Raw genomic sequence first — 16,682 nt, 5'->3', positions numbered from 1 at the left:
CGATTCCATGCGCGGAGCGCGCACTCTAGGAGACCTTATCAATTCCTTTCCACTAGGTTAAATACTCATTAAAGTTGGCGCTGCAATTGCTATCCGAGAGTCTTAACAAAACGTGAACAAATCCAAGGGTTATTCCCGATCCGGGCTGCCGGTGCACTCAGGACAATTCAACTGGATTGGAAACGGTTCCAGAAAGGCTCCTGCTTTGTCCTCAGATGTACAGCTCGTCGCCCCGCCGGCCGGATCGGCCATGTGGCGCAAGGATTTCCTCTTCGGCGCCGCCACGGCGTCGTTCCAGATCGAGGGTGCCTCGAAGGTGGATGGCCGCCTGCCCTGCATTTGGGACACCTACTGCGCCACCCCCGGGCGCGTGGCCAACGGCGACACCGGCGAGGTCGCCTGCGACCACTACCACCGCTACGCGTCGGACTTCGCCACGCTGTCCAACCTGGGCTTCGGCGCCTACCGCTTCTCCATTGCCTGGCCACGCGTCATGGACGAGCACGGCCACATCAACCCGCGCGGCGTGGACTTCTACCGCCGCCTGCTGGACACGCTGGATGAACTGAGGATCCAGCCCTACGCCACCCTCTACCACTGGGACTTGCCGCAGCACCTCCAGGACCGCGGCGGCTGGCTCAACCGCGACACCGCCTACCGCTTCGCCGACTATGCCGACCGCATGAGCCGGCTCTTCGCCGGCCGCATCCGCGGCTGGATGACGCTCAACGAGCCCTATTGCTCCGCCTACCTGGGTTACGCCGAGGGACGCCACGCCCCGGGCCTGACCAACACCAGCTACGCGGTGGAAGCCATGCACCACTTGCTGCTGGGCCACGGCCTGGCGGTGTCCGCGCTGCGCGCCAACGACCGTGCGCCGGTGGGCCTGGTGGCCAACGTGAACGCGGTGACGCCGGCCTCGAACAGCGCCGCCGACCTGAACGCCGCGCGGCTGGCCCATGCCAACGGCAACCTCTGGGTGCTGGACCCGCTGTTCAAGGGCGAATACCCGGTGGAGCTGGAGCAGCTGTGGCCCCAGGCCAAGGCGCCCATCCGCGTCGGCGACATGGACATCATCCGCGCGCCGATGGACTTCGTCGGCATCAACTACTACTTCCGCCAGGTGGTGGAGGCCGACGCGCAGCGCGGCTTCAAGGAAAAGCCGCTGCCGAACGTGGAACGCACGCAGATGGGCTGGGAGGTCTACCCCGACGGCCTGCGCGACCTGCTGGTGGAATTCAAGAACCGCTACCCCGAGCTGCCGCCCATCTACATCACCGAGAACGGCATGGCCAGCGACGACCGGGTGACCGAAGGCCGCGTGCGCGACGAGCAGCGCATGCGCTACCTGGGCCGGCATTTCGCGGCCATCGACGAGGCGATGAAGCAAGGCGTGGACGTGCGCGGCTATTTCGTGTGGTCGCTGATGGACAACTTCGAGTGGGCCTATGGCTACGAGAAGCGCTTCGGCATCGTTCACGTCGATTACGGCACGCAAGTGCGCACCTTGAAGGACAGCGCACTCGCGCTGAAGGAATTTCTCGCACAGCGCGACTGAACGCGCATGACACACTGACCAAGACCAGGAGACAGACATGAAGCAACGCACCGCCATCGCCCTCGGCCTGGCCCTCGCATTCGGCACGGGAGCCGCATTTGCGCAGAAAGCAGAAGTGATCCACTGGTGGACCTCGGGTGGCGAATCGGCCGCCGTGAAGGAACTCGCCAACGCCTACAAGGCCGCAGGCGGCACCTGGGTGGACAGCGCCATCGCCGGCGGCGAGGCGGCGCGCTCCACCGCCATCAACCGCATCGTGGGCGGCACGCCCTCCACCGCGGCGCAGTTCAATACCTCCAAGCAGTTCCACGACATCATCGACGCGGGCCTGCTCAACAACGTGGACGAGGTGGCGCAGAAGAACGGCTGGGACAAGTGGCTGCCCGCGCCCATCCTGAACTCCGTCAAGGTCAAGGGCCACTTCTACGCGGTGCCGGTGAACATCCACATGCCGGCGTGGTTCTGGTACTCGAAGGCGGCCTTCGCCAAGGCCGGCATCACCGCCGAACCCAAGTCGGCCGATGAGTTCTTCGCCGCGCTGGACAAGCTCAAGGCCGCCGGCGTGGTGCCGCTGGCCCAGGGCGGCCAGCCCTGGCAGGAAAAGATCCTCTTCGACGCCTGGCTCGCGCACGTGGGCGGCTCGGAGATGTACCTGAAGATCTACCGCGACCGCGATGCGGCCACGCTGCAGAGCCCCGCCTTCAAGAGCCTGCTGGTGTCGTACAAGAAGCTCAAGAGCTACACCGACGCCGGCTCGCCGGGCCGCAACTGGAACGACGCGACTTCGATGGTCATCTCCGGCAAGGCCGGCGTGCAGATCATGGGCGACTGGGCCAAGGGCGAATTCCAGGCGGCCAACCAGACGGCCGGCAAGGAGTTCGGCTGCTTCGCCGGCTTCGGCCCGAAGTCGCCCTACATCATCGCAGGCGACGTGTTCGTGTTCCCCAAGACGACCGACCCGGCGCAGATCAAGGCGCAGCACCTGCTGGCCGACACCTTCACCTCGCCGGCGACGCAGGTGGCCTTCAACAACAAGAAGGGCTCCATCCCGATCCGCACGGACGTGGACGCCAAGGGCATGGACATCTGCGCGCAGATGGGCATCCAGATCATGAAGGACACTTCGCGCCATCTGCCCAATCCAGAGATGCTGATCTCGCCTGACGTCTCCGGCGTCATGCAGGACATCGTCACCAAGTACTGGAACACCAACCAGAGCGCGGACGACGCGGTCAAGGCCCTGGTGCTCGCAGTCAAGGGCGGCTGAACCTCGGAGCCTTCCATGTCGTCTTCGCGACGCAGCCATGGGCTGCGCCACGCCGCGGCCTATGCCGCGCTGCTGCCCATGGCGGCCACCGTGCTTCTCGCCTACCTCGGCACGGTGGCCTGGTCGGTGCGCGTGAGCTTCAGCGGCTCGCGCACCCTGCCCATCAACGACTTCGTCGGCCTCGCCCAGTACACGCGCCTGTTCAACAGCGAGCGCTGGATGCTCTCGCTGGAGAACATGGCGCTGTTCGGCGCGCTGTTCATCGTCGGGTGCATGGTGCTGGGCTTCCTCCTGGCGGTGTTCATCGACCAGCGGGTGAAGGGTGAAGGCATCCTGCGCACGGTGTTCCTCTATCCGTATGCCATGTCTTTCGTCGCCACCGGGCTGGTGTGGCAGTGGTTGCTGAATCCGGAGCTGGGCCTGCAGTCGACCATCCGGGGCCTGGGCTTCGACAGCTTCACGCTGGACTGGATCGTGCGGCAGGAGGCGGTGATGTATGCCATCGCGCTGGCCGCCGTCTGGCAGGGGTCGGGCGTGGTCATGGCGCTGATGCTCGCTGGCCTGCGCGGCGTGGACGACAGCATCTGGAAGGCGGCGCGCATCGACGGCATCCCGACCTGGCGGGTGTACCTGAGCGTGGTGCTGCCGATGATGGGTCCCTCGATCGGCACCGCGCTGGTGCTGCTCTCCGTGGGCGTGGTGAAGGTGTTCGACGTGGTGGTGGCAATGACGCAAGGCGGCCCCGGGCTCGCGAGTGAAGTGCCGGCGAAGTTCATCATCGACAACCTGTTCGGGCGGGCCAACATCGGCCTGGCGTCGGCGGCGTCGACGGTGCTGCTCATCACCGTGCTGGCGGTGCTCGCTCCTTGGCTCTACGCCCGCCAACGCAAGGGTTCGAGCGGAGCGCACGCATGAGCGCCGCTCGGCCGCCCGAAGGCGCTCGCACCGCAGCGCGCAGCGCGGAGGTTACAAAATGAGCGCCGTGATTCAAACTTCGGCGATGCCTATTGCCATCGCCAAGCGACCTTCGCGCGTCCTGCCCCGGCCGGCGCGCATCGGCATCTATGCATTCCTCTTCACCGCGGCCGCGTTCTTCCTGCTGCCGCTGTACGTGATGCTCGTCACCTCCGTCAAGCCGATGGAGGAGATCCGCCTGGCCCACCTCTTCGCCTTGCCGATGAAGATGACGCTGGAGCCCTGGGCGCAGGCCTGGACTTCGGTGTGCACCGGCTTGCAATGCGAAGGCATCCGCGGCGGCTTCTGGAACTCGGTGTCCATCGTGGTGCCCAGCACCATCGTGTCCATCTTCTTCGGCGCGCTCAACGGCTATGCGCTGAGCTTCTGGCGGCCGAAGTACGGCAACGGCCTGTTCCTCGTGCTGCTGATGGGCGCCTTCGTGCCCTACCAGGTGGTGATGTTCCCGCTGGTTCGCGCCTTCGCCAGCATGAGCCTGTTCGGCACGCTGCCTGGCATCGTGCTCATCCACACCATCTTCGGCATGCCGGTGATGACGCTGCTGTTCCGCAACTACTACACCACGGTGCCGCGCGAGCTCTTCATGGCAGCGCGCATCGACGGCGGCGGGTTCTGGCGCATCTTCATGCAGCTCATGCTGCCCATGAGCCTGCCCATCATCGTGGTGGCGGTGATCATGCAGGTCACCGGCATCTGGAATGACTTCATCCTGGGCCTCGTGTTCGCCGGGCGCGAGCACCTGCCCATGACGGTGCAGCTCAACAACGTCATCAACACCACCACGGGCGAGCGCCTGTACAACGTCAACATGGCGGCCACCTTGCTCACCTCGCTGGTGCCGCTCGTCATCTACCTCGTGTCCGGCCGCTGGTTCGTTCGCGGCATCGCCGCCGGCGCGGTCAAAGGCTGATCCAAAGTGTCCAGCGTTTCCATTCAGCAACTGGGCGTGCGCATGGGCGCCGCCAACATCCTCGAACAGCTCGACCTGTCGGTGCACGAAGGCGAGTTCCTCGTGCTGCTGGGGCCTTCGGGCTGTGGCAAGAGCACGCTGCTGCACAGCATCGCGGGGCTCATCGACGTGGACGCGGGCAGCATCCACATCGGCGGGCGCGACGTCACCTGGGTCGATCCGAAGGACCGCTCCATCGGCATGGTGTTCCAGTCGTATGCGCTGTACCCGACGATGAATGTCGAGCGCAACATGAGCTTCGGCCTGCGCGTGGCGGGCATGCCCAGGCAGGAGATCGCCAGGCGCGTGGAGCGTGCATCGAAGATGCTGCAGCTCGATGCGCTGCTCAACCGCAAGCCGTCGCAGCTCTCGGGCGGCCAGCGCCAGCGCGTGGCCATCGGGCGGGCGCTGGTGCGCGAGGCGCAGGTGTTCCTCTTCGACGAGCCGCTGTCCAACCTGGATGCGAAGCTGCGCACCGAGCTGCGCCGCGAGCTCAAGCAACTGCACCAGGAACTGGGCACGACCATGATCTACGTGACCCACGACCAGGTGGAGGCCATGACGCTGGCCACCCGCGTCGCGGTGATGCGTGGCGGACGCATCCAGCAGATCGGCGCGCCGGGCGAGGTCTATGCGCGGCCGGCCAACATGTTCGTGGCGGGCTTCCTGGGCTCGCCCAGCATGAACTTCATCACCGGGCGGCTGGGCGAAGTCACCAGCCGGCACGTCCAGTTCACGGCCGGCGCCTTCGAGGGGTCGGTGCCGCACGAGGCCTTCCTGGGCTGGCCGCCGCTGAATGCGCAAGCGGTGCTGGGCGTGCGGCCCGAGCACATCACGCTCGTGCCGCCAGGCGAAACCCATATGCCTGCCCAGGTGACTTTGGTCGAACCCATGGGCTCGCACCAGGTGGTGTGGCTGGACATGCAGGGCCAGCGCGTCGCCGCCAGCATCAACAGCCCGCAGCCGCCCGAGGTGGGCGACAAGGTCGGCGTGGACATGGATCTCGCACGCGCGTGCCTGTTCGACCCCACGAGTGAAGAGCGACTCTGACAGGCGGACCTCTTATCATCCCGCCCGGTGCGTCAAGCATGTGACAAAGCCGGGAGGGCGATGGCAACGATCAAAGATGTGGCACGGCTGGCAGGTGTGGGCGTAGGCACCGCCTCCCGGGTGATCAGCGGCAAGGGCTCGTTCTCGCAGGACGCAGCGGAGCGCGTGGGCCTGGCAGTGCAGCAGCTGGGCTTCCGGCCCAGCGCGACGGCGCGGGCGCTGTCCCTGCGCAGCACCAGCACCATCGGCGTGTTCATTCCCAACTTCCAGGGCCCGTTCTATGGGCCGCTGCTGCACGCCATCGACACCGAACTGCGCCAGTACGACCGCCACATGGTGGTGGCCAACGGCTGCGGCCATGAAGACCCGCGGCAGCAGGCGCTGGACGGCGCACGCTTCCTGATCGACCGCGAGTGCGACGGCATCATCATCACCAGCAACGCCCTCAAGGACGTGGACTTCCTGGCGCTGCGCGAGCAGTTCCCCCACATTGCGGTGGTGAACCGCGACGTGAAAGGCATGAAGAGCCAGTGCTTCACGGTGGACCACAAGGCCGCAGGCCGCCTGGCGGCGCAGGCCCTCCTGGACCAGGGGCACAAGCGCATCGCCGTCATCTCCGGCCTGAGCAGCGCCGGCGACAACAAGCAGCGCCTGCAAGGCTTCTTCGACCGGCTGGGCGAAGGCGGCATTGAACCGTCGACCGTGCAGGTCGAGGAAGGCGAGTTCACCGCGGGCTCGGGCTGGGCCGCGGTCGAACGGCTGCTGGCCGGCAAGAAGCGCATGACGGCCCTCTTCTGCGCCAACGACCAGATGGCCATGGGCGCCTTGAGCTGCCTGCAGCACGCCGGCCTGTCGGTGCCCGGCGACGTCTCGGTCGTGGGCTACGACGACACCGACGTGGCCGCGTTCCTGTCGCCACGGCTGACCAGCGTGCACATCCCCATCGCCGAGATGGGCCTGAACGCCTGCCGCATGCTGCTGAACGCCTGCTACGACATGAACCTGAAAGTGTCCAAGGAGTTCATGCCGACGGTGTCGCTGCGCGATTCGGTGGGGCGTGCTGGAGCCGGATCCAGGCAGTAGGAACTCCGAGGTGCGATAGGCGCCAGGCCACCCCGCGAACAGGTGCCGTTTCCCGAATTTCCATTGCCGATAATTCGGCGCCGCTCGACCAGCGGCCCATTCGACACCACAACGTTCGGGAGCCTTCATGACCATCGGCGCGACACTTCGCCTCGCCTCCATCGCCCTCGCTTCGACCATGGCTGCCGCCTCCAGCTGGGCCGTCCCGATGGCCCATGCCCAGCTCGATCTGAGCACGCTGAAGGTCAGCTTCACCGACAACGACGCAGCCGACGGCATCAATGCCTCCGTGGAGCTGCTGTGGAGCGCGTCCTACTCCGAGACCTGTGTCACCGCCGACGGCGACGGCACCTGTGCCTGGGGCGGCGGCGGCGGGCAGTTCCAATGGGTGGACAACCTGGTGGATCCCGTCGCGACTTCCGATTCCGCGCCCGGCCTGAGCGGCAGCGCCACCATCCAGGCGGGCGCTGGCCTGCTTGACGCGACGATGGTCGGCGTCTCCCCGGCGGGTGAACGCAGCGCCAATGCCGAGCGCTACGGCGTCATCACCTCGCACGGCGCGGGCCACCTCCACTTCTCGATCGACTACAGCCTGTTCGCTGACGCCGGTGGCGCGCCCTCCTTCCAGGATGCCCTGGCCTGGACGGGCATCGTCGTCTCGCCCGACCTGGACTACTGGGGCAAGCACTTCCAGTTCGACGCCTTGCTGCATCGCCCTGCCACCGGCTTCGCCAGCAGCACCGGCACGATCACCGGTGACTTCGACCTGGACGATGGCCGACAGTACCTGCTCGAAGCCCGGGTGCATGCGGACGTGGACAACATCCCCGCCGTGCCCGAGCCTGAGACCTGGGCGCTGATGCTCGCGGGCCTGGGTGCCCTCGGCCTGGCCGCACGCCGCCGCGCCTGAGGCTTCAAAGCCACGCCGAATCCGGCGTGTCCAGCAAGCCCCTGAGCTTGGTCAGCACGAAGCGCATCTGCTCGCGGGTGGATGCCATCAGCGCGATGCGCACGTGCTGGCGGCCTTCGCCGTCGCGGTTGACGGAGAAGGCATCGCCGCCCGACAGCAGCAGCTGATGCCCGCGCGCCAGGGCGGCGAACTGGTCGCCGCTGGTCCAGCGGGCGGGCAGCTTCAGCCACACATGGAAGGCCGTGGACTGCGAGCGGTACTCGAACTGCCCCAGCAGTTCCTTCGCCATGAGCTGGCGCGCCTGCGCCTCGCTGCGCTGGGCCTGGGCCATCTCGTGCGCCTTGCCGCTGGTGATGAGGTTGGTGGCCAGCTGCGCCGCCAGGGGCGACACCATCCACACGCTCGTGCGCACGCTGGCGGCCAGCCGTGCCAGCCATTCGGGTGGCCCGTGCAGGTAGCCCAGCCGCACCGTCGACGCCACTGACTTCGACAGGCTCGTGAGGTAGAGCGTGCGCTCGGGCGCGAAGCTGGCCAGCGGGGGCACGGGTGTGGGCGCGAGGAAGCCGTACAGGTCGTCGTCCACGAGGATCACGTCGAACTCCCGCGCGATCTCGGCGATCTCGCTGCGGCGCGCGGCCGACATCACCGCCGTGGTCGGGTTCTGGCAGGTGGCGATGCAGATGACCATCGCCGGGCGCTCCTGCTTGCACACGTCGCGCAGGTTGGTCGGGTCCATGCCCTGCTCGTCCATGCGCACGCCGCGCAGGCGGCGCCCCAGGCTGAGCACCACCGAGGCCACGCCCGGGTAGCACAGCGATTCGCACAGCACCAGGTCGCCCGGCTTGGTGAGCGCACTCACCGAGACCAGCAGGCCGTGCTGCGCACCGGCCGTCAACAGTACCTGTTCCGACTTGGCCGGCAGGCCGGTGTGATGCATCCAGCTCGCGCCCGCCTGGCGGTGCAGCGGGTGGCCGCCGTCGGGCGTGTAGTCGAGCATCTCCGTGAGGGTGGGCGACTGTGCCAGCTCCAGCATGGCCGCGCGGACGTACGGCTCCTGGATGGCCATGTTGGGCTTGACGATGGACAGGTCCACCCATTCGCTCGATGCCTCCGGCAAGGAGGCGAAGGGCGGCGCCGGCGGCACGGCAGGCACGGCCTTCTCGCCATGCCCGCGCACGAAGGTGCCCCGCCCCACCTCGCCTTCCACCAGGCCGCGCCGCTGCGCCAGCTCATAGGCCCGGTTCACCGTGCCCGGCGTGACGCCCAGCGCGGCGGCCAGTTCCTTGAGCGTGGGCAAGCGGCTGCCCACGGACAGCAGCCCGGAGCGGATGTCGCGCTCCAGCGCCGCGGCAATCCGCTCGTAGATGGGCCCATCGGACGCCTGAAGGTTTGGAGACCACATGATTTGTTCTGCTTGCATCGATTCAATCGCCTTATCTCATGACTTTATTACACCTTTGCCTCAATGTCCCATGGGGAAATACGGCATTACATGAGTTCTTGACGCGGTTAATCGGTGCATTTAGAGTTATTACACCGATTCAATTTCGATTGAATTGATTCAATGAATTCAGGAGAAGCGCGCCGTGTTTGACCGCCAGACCCACACCATCGAACGCATCGACCCCGAAATCTGGGACGTGATCCGGCGCGAGAACCAGCGCCAGGAAGAGCACATCGAGCTCATCGCGTCCGAGAACTACACCTCGCCCGCCGTGCTGCAGGCCGTGGGCTCGCAGCTCACCAACAAGTACGCCGAGGGCTACCCGGGCAAGCGCTACTACGGCGGCTGCGAGGTGATCGACGAGGCCGAGCGCCTGGCCATTCGCCGCGTGAAGGACCTGTTCGGCGCCGAGTCGGCCAACGTGCAGCCGCACTCCGGCTCGCAGGCCAACCAGGCGGTGTTCTTCGCCCTGCTGCAGCCGGGCGACACCATCCTCGGCATGAGCCTGGCCGAGGGCGGCCACCTCACGCACGGCATGCCGCTGAACATCAGCGGCAAGTGGTTCAAGGTGCACAGCTACGGCCTGAACGAGCGCGAGGAGATCGACTACGACGCGATGGAGCGCATCGCGCACGAGACGCGGCCGAAGATGATCATCGCTGGTGCCTCGGCCTATTCGCTGCGCATCGACTTCGAGCGCTTCGCCCGTGTGGCGCGCGACGTCGGCGCGTATTTCATGGTGGACATGGCGCACTACTCCGGCCTCGTCGCCGGCGGCGTCTACCCCAACCCCGTGCCGCATGCGGACGTCGTCACCACCACCACGCACAAGGGCCTGCGCGGCCCGCGCGGCGGCGTCATCCTGATGAAGGAGCAGCACGAGAAGGCGATCAACTCCGCCATCTTCCCCGGCACGCAGGGCGGGCCGCTGGTGCACGTCATCGCCGGCAAGGCGGTCGCCTTCAAGGAAGCGCTGACGCCCGAATTCAAGCAGTACCAGCAGCAGGTGCTGGACAACGCCGCCGCGATGGCTGACGCCCTCGTCAAGCGCGGTCTGCGCCTCGTGTCCAACCGCACCGAGAGCCACATGATGCTGGTGGACCTGCGCGGCCACAACATCACCGGCCGTGATGCGGAGCGCGTGCTGGGCGAGGTCTGCATCACCTGCAACAAGAACGCGATTCCCAACGATCCGCAGAAGCCGGTGATCACCAGCGGCATCCGCCTGGGCAGCCCGGCCATCACCACCCGCGGCTTCGGCGTGGCCGAGGCGCGCCAGGTGGGCGAGCTGGTGGCCGACGTGGTCCAGGCCTGGACCGACACCGCCCACCTCGCCGCCGTGCGCGAACAGGTGCGCGCGCTGTGCAACCGCTTCCCGGTCTACCGCTGAAAGGCCAGCCATGATCCCGACCTTCCGACAAGTCCGCGACGACTTCTCGCTCTCCGCCCTGGTGGCCGGCTTCCTGGCCGTGCTCATCTCCTACGCCGGCCCGCTGGTCATCGTGTTCCAGGCCGCCAAGCTGGCCAACCTGTCCACCGAGCTGACGTCCTCATGGATCTGGGCCGTGTCCATCGGCAGCGGGCTCACCGGGCTCATCCTGAGCTGGCGGCTGAAGACGCCCATCATCACCGCGTGGTCCACGCCCGGTGCGGCGCTGCTGGTGGTGATGCTGCCCGGCATGCCGCTGCCGCAGGCCATCGGTGCCTACATCGTCGCTTCGCTGGCCATCACCGCCATCGGCCTGTCGGGCGCGTTCGACAAGCTGATCGAACGCATCCCCAAGGGCATCGCCGCGGCCATGCTTGCGGGCATCCTCTTCCACTTCGGCACCAACGTGTTCAGCTCCATCAACGCGAGCCCGGCGCTGGTGCTGCTGATGGTCGCGACCTTCCTCGTCTTCAAGCGGCTGCAGCCGCGCTACGCCATCGCGTCGGTGATGCTGGTGGGCATTGCCTTCGCCATCGCCACCGGTCACACCAATCTGTCGCAGGTGCAGCTGGCCATCGTGCGTCCGGTGTTCGTCACGCCGGAATGGTCGTGGCACGCGGTGCTGAGCCTGGGACTGCCGCTGGCGCTGGTGACGCTGACCGGCCAGTACGTGCCGGGCATGGCCGTGCTGCGCACCTCGGGCTACAAGGTGGGCGCGGGCAGCATCGTGAGCACCACCGGCATCGCCTCGCTGCTGCTGGCGCCCTTCGGCTCGCACGGCGTGAACCTCGCTGCCATCACCGCGGCCATCTGCACCGGAAAGGAAGCGCATGAAGACGCCGACAAGCGCTACGTGGCGGGCATTGCCTGCGGCCTGATCTACATCGTGATCGGCACCTTCGGCGGGGCGCTGGCCCTGCTGTTCTCCTCGCTGCCCAAGGAGCTGATCGCTGCGTTGGCGGGCCTGGCGCTGATCGGCGCCATCACCACCGGCATGGTGGGCGTGGTCAATGACGAGAAGAACCGCGACGCCAGCGTCGTCACCTTCCTCGTCACCGCCTCGGGCATGAGCTTCCTGGGGCTGGGCGCCGCCTTCTGGGGCCTGGTGATCGGCGGGCTGGCCTACCTGGTGCTGCACAAGTCCTGGCAGCGTCCGGCACTGGTGATGCCCAAGCTGGACAAGGCCTGATCCATCGTCAAAGGGAGAACCACAACATGAACCAGAACTACGATTTCCTGGTGGTCGGCGGCGGCATCGCCGGCGTGGCGGTCGGCTCGGAGCTGGCCCTGCACGGCAGCGTGCTGCTGATCGACCGCGAGAGCAGCCTGTCGTACCACACCACCGGACGCTCGGCGGCCATCTCGATGGAGAGCTACGGCAACGCGCTCATCCGCCAGCTCACCTGCGCCTCGCGCGGCTTCTTCGAGAACCCGCCGTCGGAGCTGACCGATGACGCGCTGTCTTCGCCGCGCGGCGCGCTCATCGTGGGCGACGACGCCCATTGGGGCAAGCTCAATGCGCGCTACCAGGCCGTGGTGCAGCAGGTGCCCAGCGCGCAATGGCTGGACCGCAAGGCCGTGGCCGAGATGGCGCCCTTCCTCGGCGAACAGTGGATCGCCGGCATCCACGAGCCCAGCGCCTTCGACCTGGACGTGCACGCGATCCACGGGGCCTTCCTTCGCGGCATCCGGCTGCGCGGCGGCCTGGTTCGCACCGAGGCGGAGATCGCCCATGCACGGCGCACCGGCTCGGCCTGGACGGTCAAGCTCATGAACGGCGACACCGTGCAGGCCGGCACCATCGTCAACGCCAGCGGCGCCTGGGCCGACGTGGTGGCCGAGCGCTGCGGCGCGACGCGGCTGGGCATCCAGCCGCTGCTGCGCACCGTGGTCGTGGTCGACCCGGAGCGCGACGTCACGCGCTGCCCCTACATCGGCACCGTCGACGAGCAGCTCTTCATCAAGCCCGACGTGGGCCGTCTCATGGTCTCGCCCTGCGACGAGACGCCGTCCGAGCCCTGCGACGCGCTGCCCGACGAGCTCGGCGTGGCCATCGCCATGGACCGGCTGGAGAACGCCACCACGCTGCGCCCCAGGCGCGTGCTCAACCGCTGGGCCGGCCTGCGCATCTTCGTGCCCGATCGCTCGCCGCTGATCGGCGCGGACCCGGCCCATGAATCGTTCATCTGGTGCGCCGCGCTGGGCGGCTACGGCATCCAGACGGCGCCTGCGATGGCGCGCCTGTGCGCCGCGCTCGCCACGCACCAGGCGCTTCCCGCCGACCTGCGCGGCGTCCATGCCGAAGACACCGCGCCGCTGCGCGTGGTGGGCAGGGCGCGGCAAGGCGTCGTCGCGGTGGCCGAACTCAAATAATTTCCATCCAAGGCTGTCATCACATTCAAGCTCTCGTCACAAGAAGAGCCTCACACCACGGCCGGCAACGGCCACTACTACTTCCAAAACACAGGGAACAATGAACATGACGCAAGTCGCTGAACGCTCCGAAGTCCAAGCCGCGCAGGCGAAGAACAAGCCGGCCGAGACCTCCGACCGCAGCATCATCTACACCGACAAGGCACCGGTGCCGCTGGGCACCTACTCGCAGGGCGTGAAGGTCGGCAACATGATCTTCCTGGCCGCGCAGACGCCGGTGGTGCCGGGCACCAACGACATCGCCGAAGGCGGCTTCGAGGGCCAGGTGCGCCAGACCTTCAGCAACCTCAAGACCATGGCCGAAGCCTGCGGCGGCACGCTGGCCGACGTGGTGCAGGTCACCGTCTACATCACCGACATCTCCAAGTTCACGACCATGAACGCCATCATGGCCGAGTACTTCACCCAGCCCTACCCTGCCCGCACCACCGTGGGCGCAGCCCAGCTGGCCCGCAACACCCTGGTCGCCATCGACGCGATCATGGTCACGCGCAGCTGACGCCAGCCGGCGCGCTGCATGCGCGCCTTCGTCCCGACACGTTCCGGCCCGCCGCTGCTTCTTCTGTCCGAGGAGGCGGCGCGGCGCGTTCCACGTGCCGTTCGGGCCGGTTTCGCATCGCCAATTGAACAGGGGTCACCATGAATCTTGGTGGGAGTTCCTTTGCCTTGCGTTGCCTGCACTGCGACGCCATCTACCTGCCCGACCAGGTCAGCTACTACTGCCCGAGCTGCGAGCTCGACGGTGCGCTGGATCTGGTCTACGACTACGCCGAACTGAGCCGCGGCTTCGTGCAAGGCGTGCAGTCCAGCGACTACTTCGACATGTGGCGCTACACCAGCGTGCTGCCCACGTCGCTCGAGTTCACGCCGCACCTGCACACCGGCGGCTCGCCGCTGTACAAGCTCAAGCACAGCGGCCCCGGCCGCGTCTTCATCAAGGACGACAGCCGCAATCCCAGCGGTTCTCTGAAGGACCGCGCCAGCGCACTGGCCGTCGCGCTGGCGGCCGAGATGGGCGTGAAGACCATCGCCGCGGCCAGCACCGGCAATGCCGCAGCGGCGCTGGCGTGCATGAGCGCGGGCAGCGGCATCCGCTGCGTCATCTTCGCGCCCACCAGCGCGGCGCGCGAGAAGCTCGCGCAGATCCGGGCCTACGGCGCGGAGGTGGTGGAGGTCGAAGGCGGCTACGACGAAGCCTTCGCCGCCTGCCACGCCGCATGCAAGGAGCACGGTTGGTACAACCGCAGCACCGGCATCAACTCGTACATGTCCGAAGGCAAGAAGACCGTGGCCTTCGAGATCTGCGAGCAGATGCAGTGGCGCGTGCCCGACCGCATCTTTGTGCCGGTGGGCAACGGCTGCATCGTGGGGGCGGTCTACAAGGGCTTCCATGAGCTCATGCTCATGGGCATCACCGAGCGCATGCCGAAGATCATGGGCGTGCAGGCCAGCGGCAGCGACTTCATGTACCGAGCCTGGAAGGCCGGCGACGGGCCGCACGCGCCGCAGGCGCTGCCCTCGGCCACCTCGGCCAGCAGCATCAGCGTGGCCCTGCCACGCGATCGCATCAAGGCCTTGCGTGCCGTGGAGGCGAGCGGCGGCGAGTACGTGGTGGTCAACGACGCGCAGATCTTCCAGGCCATTCTCGACCTTGCGCGCAGCGGCGGCGTCTTTGCCGAGCCCGGCGCGGCGGCCGCCTACGCTGGCTTGCGCCAGTGGGGTGCATTGCAGCCTGACGAGACAGCCGTGGTGCTCGTCACCGGCAGCGGCCTGAAGGACATCGGCGGCCTGCTGGGAAGCGGCGTGCTCGATGCCGCGAAGTCGCCGCTTCGCCAGCACGCCTGATGGGACGCGGTGCACGGTTCGTGCACCGCGTCACGTCGACATGGGGTTCCCCCTTGCCGCAGATGAGGGGGGTCCGGCCGGTGCACCACTCATCCTAGGGGAGCGGGCGGCTTGAAGCCCGCTCTGCCCAGGTCCAAACTGCAATCGCAGCACAGGACACGGGGTGACAAGATGGACAAGCGCGATGCAGTGGTGAGCCGGCCGATGAGCATCTGGCTGTCGGAAGCGGCCAGCCAGTCCGGCGGCCGGGTCGAAGCGCAGTCCACCTGGTCGCACCACGCCGAGCGCGTGCATCCGGGCGCCACGATGTCCTCCATCTCATCAATCGAGCTGCACGAAGGGCTGGACGTCGCCGACTTCAGCGATTCCATCCCGCCGGAACTGTTCGAGCAGCTGTTCCCGCGCACCCACTGATCCCGCCCCGTCAAAGGCCGCGCAATGCGCGGCGGTACGATGGCCGCCACACGCCCCGGAGCCATCGTGACCCACCCTCTCGACGACCTCGTCCACGCCCTGCGCCAGTTCGCCCAGGAGCGCGACTGGGAGCAGTTTCATTCACCCAAGAACCTCGCAGCATCGGTGTCCATCGAGGCTGCCGAGTTGCTGGAGCATTTCCAGTGGCTCACCGAGGAACAGAGCCGGCGCCTGCCCGACGCCCGCAAGCAGGACGTCGCGCTGGAGATGGCCGACGTGCTGCTGTACCTGCTGCAGCTGTCCGACAAGCTCGGCATCGACCTGCTGGAGGCGGCCAAGGCCAAGCTCAAGCTCAACGCGGCACGATTCCCTGTCGAGCAGGCCCGGCGCATGGCGCGCCAGGTGTCGGACTCCTGAGCAGGCCGCCGGATCAGAAACGGTAAGCCACCACCAGCCCGGTGCCGACCTGCGTCTTGCGTTCCACGATGGGGCTCCTGGCAGCATCGCCCATCAGGCGCTCGACCTTCACCTGCCCTTGCAGCTGCCAGTTCTTCGCGAGCTCCACCTCGGCGCCGAAGGCCAGTTCCGCGCCCTTGAGGCCCGCGCCCGCGTTGTAGGCCTTGAACCCCGTGCGGGCGGCCTGCTCGGCGGTCACGCCGAAGTACGCCTGGTTGTAGCGGCTGTCCGCCCAGGTGAGGCTGGGCGACAGGCTCAGCGTGGTGCGCGGATTCACCCGCCACGGGATGGCCGTTGCAAGGTCCAGCAAGGTGCCCTTGTGGCTGCCCGTGGCCTGCCGCAGGCTCGCGCTCAGCGGCAGGCCGCCCAGCTTGACCGAACCGAACACGGCCAGTACCGGCGTGGACGCGATGGTGCCCATGCCCGCCAGGCGCGCACTGCCCGGCCGCTTGCCCGCGAGGCCGGAGGAGCGGTCATCGCTGTCGACCCGGCCCGCATCGCCGCTCAGCGCGATGCCGAAGCTGGTGTCCTGAGAGTCCACGCTCCAGCCCAGGCCGTGGTTGCCCAAGCCGAAGGTGCCGTGCTCGCGGGTGCGGTAGCTCGCCATGCCGCCAAGGACGAGTTCGGTGTGTGAGGTGCGGCTGCCCTCGAAATCGGGCCGGCTGGCGATGCCGCCGATGACCGCGCGGGTCCAGCCGTAGGCGGGTGTGTCGGACGGCGTCTCTGCCTTGTCTTCGGCATGAACCAGCGACGGGCTGGTGGCCGTGAGGGCGAGGGCAATGGCTGCGAACGTGCGCATGTTGAGGGTTGTCATGGTGGAGGTCGATGGTTTCGAGGGATGCCGAATGGCGGAACGCGGCGCAGTGTCT

16 protein-coding genes are annotated in these 16,682 nt (G+C 67.3%); 14 read left to right on the top strand and 2 right to left on the bottom strand.

Going from position 1 to position 16,682, the window contains the following annotated elements; all coding sequences use genetic code 11:
- Nucleotides 1-250: 250 nt before the first annotated feature.
- The 7 genes from DZC73_RS28125 (at nucleotide 251) to DZC73_RS30410 (ending at nucleotide 7,792) form a co-directional block, all read left to right on the top strand.
- Nucleotides 251-1,558 carry a GH1 family beta-glucosidase gene (locus tag DZC73_RS28125; RefSeq protein WP_124543720.1) on the top strand — a complete coding sequence of 436 codons (1,308 nt, stop codon included), beginning with the start codon at nucleotides 251-253 and terminating at the stop codon, nucleotides 1,556-1,558.
- Nucleotides 1,559-1,595: 37 nt separating this feature from the next.
- Complete coding sequence (locus DZC73_RS28120) at nucleotides 1,596-2,825, top strand: ABC transporter substrate-binding protein (RefSeq protein WP_124543719.1); 1,230 nt, start codon at nucleotides 1,596-1,598, stop codon at nucleotides 2,823-2,825.
- A 15-nt stretch (nucleotides 2,826-2,840) separates the two neighbouring features.
- A complete protein-coding gene (locus DZC73_RS28115) occupies nucleotides 2,841-3,740 on the top strand; it encodes a carbohydrate ABC transporter permease (RefSeq protein ID WP_124543718.1) in 900 nt (299 codons plus the stop codon).
- Between the two features lie 85 nt (nucleotides 3,741-3,825).
- A complete protein-coding gene (locus tag DZC73_RS28110; RefSeq protein ID WP_235835320.1) occupies nucleotides 3,826-4,710 on the top strand; it encodes a carbohydrate ABC transporter permease in 885 nt (294 codons plus the stop codon).
- Between the two features lie 42 nt (nucleotides 4,711-4,752).
- Complete coding sequence (locus DZC73_RS28105) at nucleotides 4,753-5,799, top strand: ABC transporter ATP-binding protein (RefSeq protein WP_235835325.1); 1,047 nt, start codon at nucleotides 4,753-4,755, stop codon at nucleotides 5,797-5,799.
- Nucleotides 5,800-5,859: 60 nt separating this feature from the next.
- Nucleotides 5,860-6,882, top strand: a complete 1,023-nt coding sequence (locus DZC73_RS28100) for a LacI family DNA-binding transcriptional regulator (protein WP_124543715.1) — start codon at nucleotides 5,860-5,862, stop codon at nucleotides 6,880-6,882.
- A gap of 127 nt (nucleotides 6,883-7,009) precedes the next feature.
- On the top strand, nucleotides 7,010-7,792 hold the full coding sequence (locus DZC73_RS30410; RefSeq protein WP_235835319.1) for a PEPxxWA-CTERM sorting domain-containing protein: 783 nt from the start codon (nucleotides 7,010-7,012) through the stop codon (nucleotides 7,790-7,792).
- A gap of 4 nt (nucleotides 7,793-7,796) precedes the next feature.
- Here the strand turns inward: DZC73_RS30410 and DZC73_RS28090 are convergent, their stop codons facing one another.
- Nucleotides 7,797-9,194, bottom strand: a complete 1,398-nt coding sequence (locus tag DZC73_RS28090) for an aminotransferase-like domain-containing protein (protein WP_124543714.1) — start codon at nucleotides 9,192-9,194, stop codon at nucleotides 7,797-7,799.
- Nucleotides 9,195-9,378: 184 nt separating this feature from the next.
- On the opposite strand from DZC73_RS28090, the gene glyA reads away from it, so the two are divergent.
- The 7 genes from glyA (at nucleotide 9,379) to DZC73_RS28055 (ending at nucleotide 15,774) form a co-directional block, all read left to right on the top strand.
- Complete coding sequence (gene glyA, locus DZC73_RS28085; protein ID WP_124543713.1) at nucleotides 9,379-10,626, top strand: serine hydroxymethyltransferase; 1,248 nt, start codon at nucleotides 9,379-9,381, stop codon at nucleotides 10,624-10,626.
- A gap of 10 nt (nucleotides 10,627-10,636) precedes the next feature.
- Nucleotides 10,637-11,854, top strand: a complete 1,218-nt coding sequence (locus tag DZC73_RS28080; protein WP_133309069.1) for a benzoate/H(+) symporter BenE family transporter — start codon at nucleotides 10,637-10,639, stop codon at nucleotides 11,852-11,854.
- Between the two features lie 26 nt (nucleotides 11,855-11,880).
- The gene (locus DZC73_RS28075; RefSeq protein ID WP_124543712.1) at nucleotides 11,881-13,038 is read left to right on the top strand and encodes an NAD(P)/FAD-dependent oxidoreductase; all 1,158 of its coding nucleotides are present in this window, start codon (nucleotides 11,881-11,883) and stop codon (nucleotides 13,036-13,038) included.
- A gap of 106 nt (nucleotides 13,039-13,144) precedes the next feature.
- Nucleotides 13,145-13,597 carry a Rid family detoxifying hydrolase gene (locus DZC73_RS28070; protein WP_124543711.1) on the top strand — a complete coding sequence of 151 codons (453 nt, stop codon included), beginning with the start codon at nucleotides 13,145-13,147 and terminating at the stop codon, nucleotides 13,595-13,597.
- A gap of 167 nt (nucleotides 13,598-13,764) precedes the next feature.
- Nucleotides 13,765-14,943 carry a threonine synthase gene (gene thrC / locus DZC73_RS28065; RefSeq protein ID WP_161974789.1) on the top strand — a complete coding sequence of 393 codons (1,179 nt, stop codon included), beginning with the start codon at nucleotides 13,765-13,767 and terminating at the stop codon, nucleotides 14,941-14,943.
- A gap of 171 nt (nucleotides 14,944-15,114) precedes the next feature.
- Nucleotides 15,115-15,357 (top strand): hypothetical protein, encoded by a 243-nt coding sequence (locus DZC73_RS28060; RefSeq protein WP_124543709.1) that lies wholly within the window; start codon nucleotides 15,115-15,117, stop codon nucleotides 15,355-15,357.
- 66 nt (nucleotides 15,358-15,423) lie between these two features.
- On the top strand, nucleotides 15,424-15,774 hold the full coding sequence (locus tag DZC73_RS28055) for a nucleotide pyrophosphohydrolase (protein WP_124543708.1): 351 nt from the start codon (nucleotides 15,424-15,426) through the stop codon (nucleotides 15,772-15,774).
- 13 nt (nucleotides 15,775-15,787) lie between these two features.
- On the opposite strand, the gene DZC73_RS28050 is transcribed toward DZC73_RS28055, so the two are convergent.
- Nucleotides 15,788-16,627, bottom strand: coding sequence for a MipA/OmpV family protein (locus DZC73_RS28050; RefSeq protein ID WP_124543707.1), 840 nt, complete (start codon nucleotides 16,625-16,627; stop codon nucleotides 15,788-15,790).
- Nucleotides 16,628-16,682 lie beyond the last annotated feature (55 nt).

The organism is Rhizobacter terrae, from assembly GCF_003852895.1.
Lineage (GTDB): Bacteria > Pseudomonadota > Gammaproteobacteria > Burkholderiales > Burkholderiaceae_C > Albitalea > Albitalea terrae.
This window is presented reverse-complemented; position numbering and strand designations above follow the sequence as displayed.